This window comes from Flammeovirga sp. SubArs3 (assembly GCF_947387565.1).
Taxonomy (GTDB): domain Bacteria; phylum Bacteroidota; class Bacteroidia; order Cytophagales; family Flammeovirgaceae; genus Flammeovirga; species Flammeovirga agarivorans.
In genome coordinates, this window is record NZ_CANDOA010000011.1 from 167,824 (window position 1) to 184,669 (window position 16,846).

The window sequence follows — 16,846 nt, forward strand, 5'->3', positions numbered from 1 at the left end:
GTATATAAGAGAAATTACTTCATCTCTTTTTTGATTTTTGCTAATAAACTTTCGGTACCACTTACATCATCACCTTTCTTTTTTCCTGCCTCAATGGCCTTTTCACAAGCTACTAGTGCTTTATCATATTTTCCAAGTGAAAAACAAATATGAGCTTGGGTATCTAGATTGTAATAATTTTCTTCAATCATTACCGATTGGTTGACCCATGTAAGTGCCTTTTTGATGTACTTTGTGTCGAGACCTAGTTCATAATATCTCCATGCAAAAGAATTGAGCATATTACTTGCCATTAGTGGTTCTTTTTCTTTAAGAGCAGCAGCGGCTTTATCAATTTCGATACTTGCATTCTGATAATCTTCAGCTTTGAAATAATAATTGATATTGAAATTTGAGATAATTTTCTCTGAAAGATGGTTTGGTACTTTCTTTCTGATCACATCAAAAGAAGCTTCCCATTCTTTTCTAGAAGCTTCACCTTTTATCAATGGTCTCATGGTATTGTATGCCATCGATTGATAAGCTTCATCTGTATCAATTGTTAGTTTTGGTAAGACATCAATGATAGCAGAGTTCAAATCAGCATCATAGCTACTCACTAAAATAAGTTTTGAGACCTCCTCATTTTTATAGTCATCATCAGATAATGTTTTCAGCCATTTATTCAAGATCACATCATTAGACGTAAATGCCTGGCCTGCTGCCTTGATATAGTTTTGTAAATCTTCCTGTTTTGCATCCTCTTTTAAGGCCTTTTTCTCTAATGCATAAAGCTGTTTTGAAGGATCTACAGCATCTTTTCCTATTTGGATAAAATTCGTTGCTTCTGGGGCTCCAACAGATTTATGGACTAATTCACCTTCTGCCGAAAAGAATAAAAGTGTAGGGTAGGCTTTAACATCAAAAGCTCTGGCCAACTCAATACCTTCACCTTTTTCCATATCAAAGGCAACACTGATAAAAGTTTCATTGTAAAGCTTCCCAACTTCATCTTGAGGGAATATCTTTTTCTTCAGCATTTTACAAGGACCACACCATGTAGTGTAAGCATCCATAAAGATGTGCTTGTTTTGTTTCTTTGCTTCGGCTTTGGCTTCTTCCCAAGTTCCTTCGAAGAATTGGATACCTTGTGCGAAAGTAGAAAGAGAGACGGACAATAGAATGAATAAAGTTGAAATTAGTTTCATTGGAAGTCGTTATGGTTGATTTAAATATTTAAATTGTACTACAAGATAGCCGAATTGGATGAAGTTGAAGAAAATTAAACGCTTTTTAACCTGAAGTTTATACCAAAATGATACGGCTTCATCTGTAAGATTGTCGGCTTCATAGCCCAAAAAAGTGGATTGAGTAAGAATCAGCATCATTGATGAACATATTGGTGTATAACAAAATGTACATAATCAATGACCTTATTTTCCATCTCAGATGAACAATTACTACAGCATTATCTTACTTTTGATAACATTTCTCGTGGGCTGTACTTCCAAAAAGGAAGAAGAACAGAACAAAAAACCACAATTGGTAAAAGTGGTTCAACTCAACGAATCCAACCAATACAAAACAAAAATTGTAACAGGTGTTTCCGCACCAAATAAAGAAGTTAACTTATCTTTTAGAGTCAGTGGCCCTTTGTCAAAATTTACATTAGAAGAAGGTCAATACATTAGAAAGGGCGACTTTATCGGGCAAATAGACCAAAGAGATTTTCAGTTAGCAGTACAAAAAGCAGAGGCTTCGTTTCAGATGGCTAAGCTTGAAAAGAAAAGAGCGAAAAAGCTTTTTCAAAGTAATAATATATCAAAACAGCACTACGACCAAGCTATCCTAAATTTCGAAACAGCAAAAGTGAATCTTAATAATGCGGAAAACGCATTGAAGGATACGCGTTTGGTTAGCCCATTTTCGGGTTATGTGAAGACAACATCTGTAGAACAAGGCGAACATGTTAGAGCATCTCAAAGGATAATTACTCTGCAAGATTTTTCTAAGGTAAGAGTATTATGTAATGTACCAGAAGAGATGGTGCTGAACAAAGAACAAATAGATCATATTCAAGTCGTTTTTGATGGTATGCCGAAGAAAACTTTCCAGGCGAAAATTATCGAAATCTCAAACGATACAGAAAATATTAATTACGCATATCCAATGATATTAGAGGTAGATAATCATGAAACATCCCTTTTATCGGGTATGACTGCTGAGTTATATTTTAATCTAACTACTATCAATTTCAATACTGCTATACTACCGACTAACGCAGTGATGGCTTCCCCGAATGGACAACGTTTCGTTTGGGGGGTGCATCCTGATCATCAGACATTATCTCCAGTTCAAGTAAAAATCGAAAAGCTACTTAACGATAATAAGATGATGGTTCAAATAGAAGAACCTGCAGATTTTATTGTTTCCGCTGGAGCAACTTTCTTATCAGATGGACAGAAAGTAAGAACTATACAAGACAATTCTATCATTACAGCCAATTAATCAAATATGAACCTTACGAAATTCACCATAGAGAACAAACCATTTAGTTGGTTTGTATTGGCCTTGGTGGTGTTAGGAGGTATCATTTCTTACGAAAAAGTAGGAAAGTTAGAGGATGCACCTTTTACCATTAAACAGGCTGTAGTATTAACTCAATATCCGGGAGCTTCTGCTGAAGAAGTAGAACAACAGGTAACAGACAAGTTGGAAGAGGCGATCCAGGCAATGGATGGTTTAGACTACTTGGATTCTGATAGTAGACCGGGAGTATCAAGAATTCTGGTAGTACTCAAAAAAACTGTTCCAGGAGATGAAATCCCACAAATGTGGGATGTTTTAAGAAGAAAAGTAGGCGACATTCAACCTCAATTGCCCACAGGTGCACACCCATCAATTGTAAACGATGATTTTGCAGATGTATTGGGATTATTCTATGGTATTTATGGTGAAGGTTATTCCTACAGAGAACTGAATGATATCGCTGATGATTTCAAGAAAGAATTATTAAAAGTACCAAATGTTGCTAAAGTAACCCTTTTTGGAAAGGCACAAGAAAGCATCGATATTAAACTCTCCTACACAGCAATGAACCAATTGGGTATTTCATTAGAACAAGTAATGAATGCCTTAAATAAACAAAATAAATTGGTGAATGCAGGATTCATCAATACAGAAAAACAACGCTTAAGAGTTAAAATCGGTGGGGACTTCTCCACAGTAAATGAAATAGGAAGTTTCTTGGTAAGTACTGAGAATGGAGAACAGATAAAGCTAAAAGATATTGCAACTGTAGAAGAAAGCTATGTTACTCCCTATACTTCTAAAATGAAGATACAAGGTTTACCAGCAGTTGGGTTTGCCGTTTCTGCCTCAGCCGGTGCTAATGTGGTAGAAGTGGGTGCTGCGGTAGAACAAAGATTGGAAAAATTACAGCAGGATTTACCCGCAGGTGTTCTTTTAAAGAATATCTATAATCAAGGAGCGGAATCAAAGGAGGCAAATGATGGGTTTATATTTAATTTGATCGCTTCAGTCGGTACAGTGGTACTTATTTTACTGTTCTTTATTGGTTTAAAAAATGGCATATTGGTAGGTTCTGGGTTGGTATTCTCCATCCTCGGTACACTTATTTTTATGTTGGTGTTCGGAATCAATATGGAAAGAGTATCACTGGCCGCCTTGATTATCGCAATGGGTATGTTGGTAGATAATTCTATAGTTGTCATAGAATCAATCTTAATGAAAATCAAGCAAGGAGTACCTAAACGTCAAGCCATTTTAGAAGCGGCACAATCTTCTGCTTGGCCATTATTAGGGGCGACTATAATTGCAATTCTGACTTTCTTACCAATACGTATTTCACCAGATGCAACAGGTGAGTATCTATCATCTTTATTTTCAGTATTGGCCATATCGTTATCACTAAGTTGGATCTTCGCATTAACTCAATCGGCTTTAGTGTGTGATGATTTTATCAAAGATGATAATAATGCACAGGAAGAGGGAAGTTTATACCAAGGAAAATTCTATGATATTTTCCGATCGGTTCTAAGAACTTCAATCAAATATAAATACGCTTCATTAGCCATTATCATTGGGTTATTTGCTTCTTCTTTGTTTACCGCGAAATACATGAAAATTGTATTTATGCCGGAATTAGAGAAACGATTATTTAAAATCAATGCATTTGCTCCCGAAGGATCGTATATCTTATATACTGAAGAACAAGGCGACAAAGTATACCATTGGTTAAAAGCTCAGGAGGAAGTTAATGACGTGACGATGACCATTGGTATGACTCCACCGAGATATTTCTTAGCATCTTCTGCTTATGGTCCTCAATCCAATGTTTTAAGTTTTATTGTTGAATGTGATGATTTTGATAATGTATCAAAAGTCTTTCAACGATTAGAAAAAGAGAAATACGACCTTTTCCCAGAGCTTTTTGTACGTCCTGAATTGTATTCTGTGATGTCTCCATTAGACGGTAAGGTTGAAGCGAGGTTTATGGGTAAAGACATTCAGGTATTAGACTCTCTGCACCATGTAGCGATGGATATTATGAGGGAAAGTCCTTTATCAAGGCATGTTCATAGTTCTTGGTTTAATATGTCTCCCAATTGGAATGCAATGTATTCTAACAATAAAGCAGCAAGGGCAGGGGTAACAAGAACTGATATTGCCAATTCATTTAGAATTATGGGTGATGGTATTCCGGTAGGTACTTACCGAGAAGAAAATGAGCTGATGCCGATCATGTTAAAAACTAACGAGGGGACGGTAGCTGATATCACTAAGGTGGAAAATATGGGTGTTTTATCTGGAAATAAAACTGTTCCACTTCAGCAGATTACAACAGGAATGCAGGTAGATTATGAATACCCTATTATTCAAACATACAATAGACAAAGAGCCATTTCAGCGTTGTGTGATCCAAAAGATGGGATAACTACGGCTGAACTACAGAATGATATTGTATCTAAAATCGAAGCCATCGAATTGCCAGACGGCTATAGTTTAATGTGGGATGCAGAAAAGAAAAATCAATCCGAAGCGGTGTCTGCGATTGTCACTTTCTTCCCATTAGCATTTATGCTAATTATTGCCATTCTGATCGCCTTATTTGGAAACTACAAACAGCCTATGATTGTCGTTTTATTGTTACCCTTATCTCTTATTGGAGTAATCTTCGGATTAGTAGGGTTGGGTAAAGCATTTGACTTTATGTCTTTTATTGGCTGGATTGGTTTACTTGGAATGGTCATCAAAAACATTATCGTTTTACTCGATGAAGTAAACATTCAAAGAAAAGAGGGTCAATCGCATTTGGAATCCATTATTTATGCAACAATTTCAAGAACAAGACCGGTATTAATGGCAGCGATTACAACAATGTTTGGCATGTTTCCTTTACTGCCAGATAGTGTCTTTGGGGCCATGTCCGTAACCATTATTTTCGGTTTAGGCTTTGCAACATTCTTAACCTTATTGGCCGTTCCAGTTTTCTACGCATTATTCTATCAAATCAAAATCAAATAAGCATGTTATCGAATAAGAATTATCTAATAATTCACTTGCTGATGATAGCGAGTGTTGGTTTTGCTCAGAACTTCCAAGATCCATTTCTAATTGAATACAGAAAAGAAGCGTTGGATCATGAACAGCATATAAAAATGGCTGAAAACAATGTTGAAATCAGCTATCGACAATATAAAATGAGTGTGGCAGATTTAATGCCTAAGGTAAATGCCTCTGCCGATTATTGGTACGTTCAAAACCCAATGATGATGACATTACCTGATATTGAACAATTAGGGGATCTTGCAGGAGCTGAACTTGGACAAGGCGCTAATCATCAATATGGTTTGTATACTTCTGTTACTCAACCTATTTATAGAGGTGGAGTATTAAAAGAAAGAAAGGATAAGGCAGCAATAAAACAAGAGATGTCGTTGGATCAATTGAAAATTACTCAATTGGATGTGGTACAAATGACCGATCTTCAGTATTGGAAATCTGTAGCACAGAAAGAACTTGTTCATGCTATGTATAGCTACAGAGATGATCTAACAAGAATAGAGAAGTTGGTCGCTCACAAAGTTGAAGTAGGTACTGTAAACCGCAGTGATCTTTTGATGACAGAAGTGAGAGTGAATAGAGCAAACCTTGCAGTGATTCAGTCTGAAAACGATTTAAAAGTCTTTACCATGTCACTGAATAGACTATTAGGTAGAGAATTTGAGTCGATGTTGGAACTTAGTGATTCTATCGTTCATGAGCCACCAGTAAGTAACGTAATTCTTGCTATCGATAGACCTGAATATCATTTAGAAGAAAAAAGGTTGTTATCGACAGAATCTGATATCAATATCACCAAAGGGTTATATCGACCACAACTTTCTGCAGTCGGAACAGGTTCTTTTTCTTCTCCAGGGTATAACTTTCAGCCAGGTGCAGTTCCCAATGTACAAGCAGGTTTAATGTTGAGTATTCCTATTTATCATGCAGGGAAAAAACAACAAATGGTGACAGCTGCTAAGTTGAAAAGAAGTAACCAGGAGTTGCAACTACAGAGAACCAGAGAGATTCATGATTTAGAAATAGCACAAAAAAGAGTAGCCTGGGAAAATAGTATTAAGGAAACAGAAATTGCTCAAACATCTGTTGCGAAGGCAAGAGAAAATGCAGCTACATTAGAAGAAAGGTTTGATGAAGGATTAATAGATATTTTAGAAGTAATCGATGCACAGTTATACTTAGAACAAGCTGTCATTGAGTACATCCAAAGTAAATTGAAAACGAAAATACAATATACTTATTACTTACGCGCAATCGGACATTTAACAACGAACTAACTTCAAACTACTACCGTGTAATCTAACGGATTAAATTAAAAATGAATCCAGCCACTTTTTTGGAATAATTTCTAAAAAGTGGCTTCTTTTATTTTGTGACGTCATCCTTTCACCAAAGCATGTTTTACAGATTAAAAAATTATAAAAAAATAAAATTTCATGTAAGATTAAATTTTTTTCGTCTTCAAAAAAACATGGTAGAAGAAATATCACAACCGATTGAAAAACATAAGATTTTAATACATTGAAAATTTATTCTTAGAATAGTACAAAAATGATATTTTTTGATGTGGTTTGAGTGATTTAAATTACCCTATTCATTGCCAAAATTAAATTATATTTGAGTGAAAATAACCTTTCAATTCAATTATAGTATATGAAAATGGATATAAGAAAAGTCCTACTTTTTACATTCTTATTGATATCTACTGTGTCTTTTGGTCAGTCGTTTACTGGTCAACAAATCAACCAAGGATATGCAATATTTAGTGATGATGTCACCTTTATTTTCGATGAGAAAATTTATGATAAGCATCCAACTCAGGTGACCGTTACAGGTTCATTTAGAGGATGGAGCAGTGACATGGACGATTCGCAGTGGCAACTTAAAAAAATTGGTGGTCAGTGGATTCTTACACTCAATAACAAAGATTTTGAGGTTATTTCTCCTCAGGCCGAATTTAAATTCAGAATTAATGATGGAGAATGGTTATCACCTGCATCCGTTTCACCCAATCAGAAAGGTGGCAACCTTGTATTTATGCAAGACGCCGTACTTCCCGGTTTAAAAGCAGAACTAAAAAGTGAAAATCTGATCTGGGCAGATGTTGTGGGCGACCGTCCATTAAATCCTTCTGATTATATTATTACTAGTGCTGCAGGAGATACAATAAAAGTAGCAGGAGTTTTACCCAACGGTTCTACAACAACTTTAATTACACCAGAGACTCCCCTTAATAAAAAGAGAGTTTATTACCTGCACATCCCATCGCAAGAATTATCGGCACTATGTTCATTTGATGGTTGGTTCAGAGAGACTTTCTCAACGAAAGAGTTAGGTGCAAATATTGATAATGGAAAAACAACGGTTCGTCTTTTTGCTCCAAGAGCAACTATGGTGAAGTTATACTTATATAAAGGAAAAGACGATAAAAAGGCCGACGAAACCATTGAAATGAAAGAGGATATCAACGGTGTTTGGGAAGCCTTTTTTGATAAGGATTTACATGGTGTGTGGTACGATTTTACTATCCATGGACACAAAGATCCAGGTAACCTATTCTATGAGACTACAAATGTTCACGTATCAGACCCATATGCTAGAGTAAGTGATGATACTTGGGGGAAATGTAGAATTTGGCACCGTACTTTACCTGCAACTCCATTAGCTCAGGGTATCCCAGCAATGGAAGATGTAATTGCTTATGAAGTACACGTTCAGGACTTTACCGATAATTTACCGGTAGACGAAAGTATTAAAGGTAGATTACCAGCGATGCACAAAGCAGGTTTGAAAAATCAGAAAGGTGAAAAAATTGGTTTTGATTACTTAGTTGATTTAGGAATAAACACCGTTCACTTAATGCCAATCCAAGAATATATTCATTACCCAACAGACGATTGGAAAGCTTCTTTTAAAGATGATGAGTATATGATTTCTCAAGGAGTAAGCGAAGAAAACTACCAGTGGGGGTATAGAACATCTCATGCCATGGCTGTAGAAACCCGTTACCGTTCTTTAGGTAAAGAAGCAGGCGAGGAGCGTAATGAATTCAGAGATTTGGTTCAAGCTTTCCATGACAAAGATATTGCTGTAATTATTGATATTGTACCGAACCATACTGCAGAAAATATGGATGGTAATTCATGGATTTTCAACTTCAATGGTATTGATAAACAATATTATTACAGAACAAAAGACCTAGAACACATCGGGGATTATGGTAACGAGGTGAAAACAGAAAATCGTCCGATGACACAACGTTGGTTGATTGATCAATGCCAATATTATATCAAAGAATTTGGTATTGATGGTTTTAGAATCGACTTAGCGGGTCAAGTAGATCAGCAAACATTAATCGCATTAAAGAATGCTATAGGTGAAGACAAAATCGTATATGGTGAGCCTTGGATTGGTTCTAATGACCCAGAGTTTGAAGCAAACCCAGATTGGGATTGGTACAAAGAAGATTCACCAATAACATTCTTCCAAGATGACTCTAGAGGAGCATACAAAGGTCCAGTCTTTAAACTAACGGATCGAGCTACAGATAGAGGATGGGCTGGAGGTAAATTTGATGAAAGAGCTGCTGTAATGAGAGGCCTTGAGAATTCAAACAAAGAAGATAAAACTCCTAACTCAGGTATCACCTACTTGGATATTCATGATAACTTTGCATTATCTGATCAATTTGGTGGTGAAAAATTTGACGGTCGTACAAGTGTAGATCAAGATAATTATAAGATAGCCGTTACTTTATTATATACATCATTAGGACCAATCGTTACTAACGGTGGTTCAGAGATTATGCGTTCTAAAGCGGATGCTCCTTTAAAAGAAGTAGTAAAAACTACAAATAAAGGATATAAGGTGTATATGCATGGTTATAGAGATACTTATAACCACAGAACTGCCAACCAATATAAGTGGGAGACCGTAGGGCAGATGCCTAAAGAGGGCAATACAAATGATTATAAAAACATGTACAAATTCTGGAAAGGCATGAACGAATTCCGCCTGTCAGAATATGGTAAAGTTTTTAGAACAGGAGATGAAGTTGCAGAAGGATATTACCAGTTTATCACACCGAAAGAAGATAATTTATTAGGGTATATTGTCGATAATAAAGTATTTGTACTTCTGAATTCTGGAGAAAAAGAAGGATTATTTAATGATATTACTTTACCAGAAGGAAATTGGAAATTAATTGCCAATACAAATGAAGTAAACATCAAAAAAGGTGTCAAAGACAAAAAGTCTATGATGAAGTTAAAAGGAGGTCAAACTACCTCATTTACCCTTCCATCAACATCTTTAATGATTTGGGTTAAGCAATAAATTAAAATAATAAAACGGGTGTATGACATAAAAATCATACACCCGTTTTTTCTTTATTTTTGACACACCGGCAGGGTAATGCCGTAGTATTATTTTCGTTTACAGCTACTTTGGATACTCCGCTAACATTTTTCATAATCCACCTTTCCCAAACATTGCCTTCTAAATCTATAGCAAAATAACCTGTACAATGCTGTCGACCCAAATGTCCATTATTTTGTAAGTAAAAACCAGTAGGGATGGCATTAAAAGAAAACTTATTTCTCTCTTTTTTTACTGGCCAATATTGAGCGGCCTTTAATGCTTTAGAATGATGACCTCTCCAACCAGTTTCTTCCACAATGTTTTGTTCTAACCCCAAAAAGATTTCCAAAGAATCCCAATCTTCATCCGTAGGAACATGCCATCCTTTAGGGCAGACTTTTTCTATATGATGGTTAAAATACAATACTTCCTTATCCTTCTGATTATCTATTTCAACTTCAATTGATCCTTTTAACGGGTATCGTATATTTTCGGCAAGCCAAATCGAATTTTTTATTTGTACAGTTGGGTATTTTTCTTGGTTACGTTCATCAATAAAATATTGTGGTTTTTTATAGAACTTATTGTCATGGTAATTGGGTGCACTTAACGTAAAGGCTTCTTCTACACTCGCTTCATCAAAGTCAAAAGGTTGTTGATCTATTTTGGAGGTACACCCCAAACAACAAAAAAATAAAAGGTAGCAAAAGAAATTGTTTTGAGTTAGCATATTTAATTTAAGAAGTAATAGAAAGTATTTATTATTAGCAGTTGAAACTGTATATAGTTAATGATATAAAGGTAGAGTTGATTGAAATTGAAACTTAATTTTTTCTATGATAAAGTTTCATTTTATCAAAAAGTTGAAAATACTTCTTAATAAAAGTCAAAAAATTTATACCTTGTGTGACTGACATGGCGAAGCTGTGTCAAAAGCAAACTGATTATTTTATCAAAATTACAAACGCAAACTTTTTTGTATACTTCAAAAAATAGTAATAAACTAATCTATCATGCTGATTACCAATTCTCATCAAGCTATTCAACAAACTATTACTCTCAACAGATTTCTTAATTTAAAGTGCAACTATAGAATTTTGTTATTCTAGTTGAAGGATTAGCTTTAAATATGAAAAAGGCGTTATAGAAGCAATTAAGAAGTATACACTAACAGAATATTGAAATCTAATACCAATGTTCTTTTTCAGGAGTGATTGTATACGTCACAATTACCCTGATATCTACACTTTGGAACAAAAACTACAAGTCCGTTCCTAATTTCAAAAAGTAAACGTTTTACTCAGATAGATACCATATACTATTTAAGTCATTTAGAACTTATTTCTTATTAGTTGGTTTTCTTCTGATATACTTAGATTACTGTAAATTGAAATATTTATTCGTATTACAATTATACATTTAATCAGTGAAGATTATTTGATATTTCGCCAAGCATCAAAACGATAAGTTTTCATGTAATCTTGATATTCAACGATTAGTAATTTTCTGATGCCGTTGTGATCTATTATTGGTGCATATCCAATATCATAAACAAAGAAATAAATGCTTTTTTTAGATCTATAGATTGTCGTAAAGTAATTAAACTCAAAGTTTAATTCATCAAATGATGATTTTCTGATAACAGTTTTACCTTCTTTAAAGAAGGACTTTAGTATATGATAATTATTTTGAATGATCTTTTCATGTATTGCTTTATTTCTAAATTTAATCTGATAATTTTTATTGTGATAAGCAGATTTACATTCAGCTGAACAAAATTTCCTATCCTTTCGGCCATATAGTATGGGCTGGTTACATTCTTTGCATAACCTATTATTTGAAGAGTTCATCGTTAATCGTTAAGTCAGTTTCTAATTTATGTGTATATAAACGTTTCTAAACGTTTAATATACGGTTAAAGGTAATTTTTTTTGAAGATTTGACAAACACAAAATTTTCAAAATGATTAAAACAGAAGCTACTATTCGGCTAAATCCGATAAAGATTCAGAATAAAAAGGTAATTAAGCTAAGTTTTCCTATGACAGACGGGATTAAGAAGTTGATAAAAACACTGCCCAATGTAAAATGGGACAGTAACTTAGAATGTATTTATATACCGAATGATCGAAGTAACATAGATTCAGTATTCACTACTTTTAAAGGTATAGCATGGGTGGATACTAAAGCACTTTTTCAAAGCAGCAATAAAGAAGTACTTACAATCCATGAGGAAAATAATTATCAGAGCTTGTATAAAAAGATACAAAAACAATATGCTAAAGAAGATGCAGTACATTTAGTTGCTCTAGTAAAAAAACTAGAAGTTTTCCGATATTCATTAAACACAGCAAATGTATATACTTCAATGCTTTTAAGGTTTCTTGAATATGCTCGAAAAAATGGCTGTGAAGATATACGGACTATTACAGAAGGTCAGAAATCGAAGAATTTATTAGAGCAGTTTCTATTTCATATTGTTTCGGTCAAAAATTGTTCGGATTCTTATCAAAATCAAGCATTAAATGCAGTAAAGTTTTATTTGGAAAAAGTGTTGGAAAGAGACTATTGCTTCTATAATATTCAACGTCCCAAACCAAGAGAAAAACTTCCTGTAGTTTTAAGTACTGAAGAAGTAAAAAGCATCTTCTTAAATATTCAAAACCTAAAACATAGAGCTATATTGATGACAATTTACTCTGCTGGATTAAGAATAGGAGAAGTGATCAATTTGGAGTTAAAAGACATAGACTCACAGCGAATGCTAATTAGGGTAGAAGGAGGAAAAGGCAATAAAGATAGAAATACACTACTTTCTAAAAAGAACTTAGAAATACTACGAGAATATTTTAAGCAATACAAACCGAAGAAATATCTCTTCGAAGGAGATAAAGGAGGGAAATATAGCAGAACGAGTATTCAGAGAATCTATAAACGAGCTATAAAGAAATCCAGAATTATGAAGAAGGTTACAGTCCATACATTAAGGCACAGCTTTGCCACACATCTATTAGAGAATGGGGTAGACTTAAGGTATATACAAACTCTTCTTGGACATAATTCTCCACAAACTACTCAAATATATACTCATGTGAGTACCAAGGTAGTTAGTGATATTAAAAGTCCATTGGATGACTTTTAAGTATGTGTATGATGGGAGGTTAATTTTTTGGACTAAGACCCATCAGGCATAAGATTGCATAAATGCAATAACACAATAACATAAAATATTACGATATTATGTAATATTGTTCTTACATTATGTTACCCTGTATTAATGATACTCTATTCTTTCAAACCAACTGAAAACATTATGGTGAAGCCTTTTATTTATTTTTCAATATTCTTTCTGTTTTGTCAAAATGTGATAGCAGATGAATTCCGAAAAGGAGTTATAATATCAACTAAATTGGAAAACTGTTGTATTTATATACCATCTAGTGGTCTTAAATTATATAAAGAGCCATTATCAACTACTAATGTTGGAGAAATATATATGGTAAACGATTATAAGCTTGAATCTATTATTAATGGTAAAACCAATACTTTTGAAAAAGGCGTATTTGAGGTAATGAATGATGTATACTCATTATTTTATATAAATAAACGGAATGGTTTTGTACAGCTTTCAAATAATTATTGGGTTAGTATAGATGAATTACAGAACAATAATTTAACTACTCAATCATGGTTAGATTATGCAATAAGTAAAGGTGAGGATGTTCTAGGTTGGTATGCACCTTCATCTGGTTTGGTTTTAAGAGAAGCACCAAGTAAAGACTCTAAACAAATTGCAGTAATAAAAGGTGATTTATGGGAAATTACTTTATCTAATCAAAAAAAAGGTTCTTGGTGTAAAGTTACTATTAATGAATATAATTTACATCCTTGTAGTTCGTATGAAGAGAATACCGAACCAAAAATAATTAATACGTTAACAGGTTGGATAAAAGTAATAACTGATGATCAAGAGTTATGTCTTTGGTCATATAAAGGTTGCTAAAAATAAACACAGGGTAACACCAGCTAAAACAGCAAGTCTCGGCCGACGCGTCCTCGCTCGCAGTTTAGCAATTTCGTTAGCGAAAATAACCTAGCCATTATAATCATAATCTATTAATTATGTTTACATATCTAATCAAATTTATTGCTTGGTCAAATAAAAATATAGCAAGAGGTTTAACTCTATATTTAACTCTATTTTTGGTAGCATACTACTCATATATTTTTATTAATAAATCAGAGTGGATTAGATTATTATGGTTTGTTTCAAGTTTTATGAAATTAATTTTATGTTTAGTTATTTCTATTCACACCTTTAATAAAATTAGTTTTGACTTTGTTAAATTCAAACCTAAGTGGAGAATAAGTGTTTTAATTATAAAAAATATAATAGCTATACTGATACCAATAATTATAACCACAACAATATCACATTTAGTTGATAAAGAAATCTCTGTAAAGTTGGAAAATAATTCAGAAATATCGAGTGCTAAAATTTATAACTTAATTTATTCAAATGGACATCTAATCGGTAATTCAGGATATGAATATGAGTTTTATATCAATAAAAATAGGTATTTAGGGAGAGAAATGAATTCAAGTGGTAAATTAGGACAAATAATAAAAGTCAAATATTTTAAAGACAACCCTTGGATTAATAAAAAAATTTAGAATATAAATTCGCTAACATCAACTAAACTCCAATCACGGTTGACACAACCGCTCACGTAGTTTAGTCATCACGTTAGCTTGCATATGGCTTTATAACCAAAAAAATCTTCAATAAAATAAAAACCAAATGAATAGACAAAACTCTAAAAGCAAATTTGATTTAGTAAAAGATAATGATGAACAAATTTTATGGGAAAATAAACCTGAATTTATACCTTTTATATTAGTTGGTTTGTATCAGATTTTATCTGGATTGATTATTCCTGGAGTTATTTTGATTATTAATTATTTTGGGGACTTTGATAGAAATATGGATTCTGGTTATTGGTTTTTAATGGTTGTTTTTATTGCTCCAATAATTTCTGGTTTATATCAAATCTTCTATAACATATTCAATTACTCTAATACATCATTTGCTTTGACAAATAAAAGAGTAATGTTTAGTTCAGGATATTCTTTTGTAGATTTCAAGACAATAGATTTGGAAAAAATTTTAGAATTAGAAACTAAAACTAATTTTATTGACAATATTTTTAAAGTTGGAACAATAAGATTTTTTAGTGGTAGGACGAAGAGTGATGAAGGTAATACAACAAAACTCTATGATGAATGGAGTTCTATAAAAGAAGTATTGTCTATTTATAAAATGGTTAAACAAGTTTCATCTGATTTTCAAGATTCAAATACTTCAAAACTTGGAACTAAACCTAGTACTAGACAAAAGGATTATTAAACATAGAATTAACGCAAGCTAACAATAGCTACACTCCATCCATCGGTCGACACGCCCGCTGGTCGTAGTTTAGCCATTACGTTAGCTGTTATTTGTATTCATCAACGAAATACTTTCATAAACTAAGCTAGACATGTTAAAAATTTTACTACCGATATTTATTAGTCTTAATATTTTTACCATTCAACAACCTAAAGATACTGTCCACGAATTTTATGACTGGTACATAAATAAAGGAGGACAAAACAACTTAAATATTATTTATGTTGAAAAAGAGAATGGTATGACGGGGTTAAATTTAATAGAAATAGAAAATGAACTTACTAAATCAGGGTTCTTTACCCAAGAATTAATTTCAACTTACATAGCATCATTTGCTAATTGTAATGAAAAACTATCTCATTTAAAATACTCAGATTATTTAAAGATTGAAGATATATTCGATTTAGAAGAACTTGCATGTGGAGTACAATATCCATATTGGATTGGAAACTCAATGGAAGATCCTAAAGTTTTCGAAGCTGAAAAAATAGTAAAACTTGACTCTACAACAGAACATGTAACCATTTTTTTTCCAGATGCATTATTAAGATTAAATGTAGAACTGAAGTACCAAAACAAGAAATGGTTAATTAACTCAATAAAATAACAACAGCTAACATCAGCTAAAACTCCACGTTCGGGTGACGCACCCTCACACGTAGTTTAGCCATCACGTTATGGGCAATTAATATGAAACTACCAATTGAATATAGATGGCTTAAGGCTCATAGTTTTGAAGGATTGAGGCCTTGGTATTTCGTTGACCCTTCCAAATCAGAAGGATTAAGAAAGGAATATCAACTAGAAACAGGTAAAGATATTATACCTATTGCTAGAAGGCAGGACAATGATGAATTTGCAGGATTTGAAATTATTGACAACGAAATTCAAAACAAAGTACTTACTGTTCATTTGACTTGGAGTTCAAAATTGGAAAGAGCAAATTATCCTTCTATTATAGAATCAAAAAACATATTCAAATGGTTAGAACAAGTTGTTATACCTGAGACAATAGACTGGATAAATGAAGATGAACTTGAAGATATTTTAGGAACAGAAAATGATTAAGAAACTTCTAATATCTAGCTTTTATTCAATGATAGTATTTTGTGTACTTTCATTTTTTTCGGTAATGTACTCTTTATTTCAGTCAGTTGGGAATCCTTCTTTAAAACCAGTGACTAATATTGGAGTTCCATTTAAGTACTATTATCAATTTTGGCTTTCAGGTTCTGACTCTCCAAACTGTGGATGGGTTTTTAAAAACTTTTTATATGATTGTATCATCATATGGATTGTAACAATAGTAGTTTATTTAGTATTTAATAAAAAAGCCCATAACATCAGCTAATCCCCATCCATCGGGTGACGCACCCGCTGGTCGTAGTTTAGCCAATACGTTATGGTTAACTAACAAATGAAATTTAAACAAATCATAGAAGAGTCAAAGTCTTACTTTGGAGAAGATAGAAAG

At 33.2% G+C, this 16,846-nt stretch carries 13 protein-coding genes; 10 read left to right on the forward strand and 3 right to left on the reverse strand.

All coding sequences use genetic code 11. From position 1 onward, the window contains the following. Nucleotides 1-14 precede the first annotated feature (14 nt). Nucleotides 15-1,187, reverse strand: coding sequence for a thioredoxin family protein (locus QL232_RS23575; protein WP_281616025.1), 1,173 nt, complete (start codon nt 1,185-1,187; stop codon nt 15-17). A 271-nt stretch (nt 1,188-1,458) separates the two neighbouring features. Here QL232_RS23575 and QL232_RS23580 point away from each other — a divergent pair, with 271 nt between their 5' ends. The 4 genes from QL232_RS23580 to QL232_RS23595 all read left to right on the forward strand — a co-directional run bounded on the left by QL232_RS23580 (nt 1,459) and on the right by QL232_RS23595 (nt 9,900). Further along, entirely contained in the window at nt 1,459-2,487 is a 1,029-nt protein-coding gene (locus QL232_RS23580; RefSeq protein WP_281616026.1) for an efflux RND transporter periplasmic adaptor subunit, read from the forward strand. 6 nt (nt 2,488-2,493) lie between these two features. Then, the gene (locus QL232_RS23585; RefSeq protein ID WP_281616027.1) at nt 2,494-5,526 is read left to right on the forward strand and encodes an efflux RND transporter permease subunit; all 3,033 of its coding nucleotides are present in this window, start codon (nt 2,494-2,496) and stop codon (nt 5,524-5,526) included. Between the two features lie 2 nt (nt 5,527-5,528). Then, the gene (locus QL232_RS23590; protein ID WP_281616028.1) at nt 5,529-6,842 is read left to right on the forward strand and encodes a TolC family protein; all 1,314 of its coding nucleotides are present in this window, start codon (nt 5,529-5,531) and stop codon (nt 6,840-6,842) included. 382 nt (nt 6,843-7,224) lie between these two features. After that, nucleotides 7,225-9,900, forward strand: coding sequence for an alpha-amylase family glycosyl hydrolase (locus QL232_RS23595; RefSeq protein ID WP_281616029.1), 2,676 nt, complete (start codon nt 7,225-7,227; stop codon nt 9,898-9,900). Nucleotides 9,901-9,934: 34 nt separating this feature from the next. Here the strand turns inward: QL232_RS23595 and QL232_RS23600 are convergent, their stop codons facing one another. Both QL232_RS23600 and QL232_RS23605 read right to left on the reverse strand, forming a co-directional pair. Next, nucleotides 9,935-10,654, reverse strand: coding sequence for an FISUMP domain-containing protein (locus QL232_RS23600; protein WP_281616030.1), 720 nt, complete (start codon nt 10,652-10,654; stop codon nt 9,935-9,937). 703 nt (nt 10,655-11,357) lie between these two features. Further along, the gene (locus QL232_RS23605) at nt 11,358-11,774 is read right to left on the reverse strand and encodes a hypothetical protein (RefSeq protein ID WP_281616031.1); all 417 of its coding nucleotides are present in this window, start codon (nt 11,772-11,774) and stop codon (nt 11,358-11,360) included. Between the two features lie 112 nt (nt 11,775-11,886). Here QL232_RS23605 and QL232_RS23610 point away from each other — a divergent pair, with 112 nt between their 5' ends. The 6 genes from QL232_RS23610 to QL232_RS23635 all read left to right on the forward strand — a co-directional run bounded on the left by QL232_RS23610 (nt 11,887) and on the right by QL232_RS23635 (nt 16,440). After that, nucleotides 11,887-13,065: a tyrosine-type recombinase/integrase gene (locus QL232_RS23610; RefSeq protein WP_281616032.1), complete on the forward strand. Its 1,179-nt coding sequence runs from the start codon at nt 11,887-11,889 to the stop codon at nt 13,063-13,065. A 171-nt stretch (nt 13,066-13,236) separates the two neighbouring features. Further along, nucleotides 13,237-13,926 carry a hypothetical protein gene (locus QL232_RS23615; protein ID WP_281616033.1) on the forward strand — a complete coding sequence of 230 codons (690 nt, stop codon included), beginning with the start codon at nt 13,237-13,239 and terminating at the stop codon, nt 13,924-13,926. Between the two features lie 119 nt (nt 13,927-14,045). Then, nucleotides 14,046-14,597, forward strand: coding sequence for a hypothetical protein (locus tag QL232_RS23620; protein ID WP_281616034.1), 552 nt, complete (start codon nt 14,046-14,048; stop codon nt 14,595-14,597). A gap of 127 nt (nt 14,598-14,724) precedes the next feature. Then, nucleotides 14,725-15,330: a PH domain-containing protein gene (locus QL232_RS23625; protein WP_281616035.1), complete on the forward strand. Its 606-nt coding sequence runs from the start codon at nt 14,725-14,727 to the stop codon at nt 15,328-15,330. A 133-nt stretch (nt 15,331-15,463) separates the two neighbouring features. Beyond that, nucleotides 15,464-15,979: a hypothetical protein gene (locus QL232_RS23630; protein ID WP_281616036.1), complete on the forward strand. Its 516-nt coding sequence runs from the start codon at nt 15,464-15,466 to the stop codon at nt 15,977-15,979. Nucleotides 15,980-16,062: 83 nt separating this feature from the next. Then, entirely contained in the window at nt 16,063-16,440 is a 378-nt protein-coding gene (locus QL232_RS23635; RefSeq protein ID WP_281616037.1) for a hypothetical protein, read from the forward strand. Nucleotides 16,441-16,846: the final 406 nt, after the last annotated feature.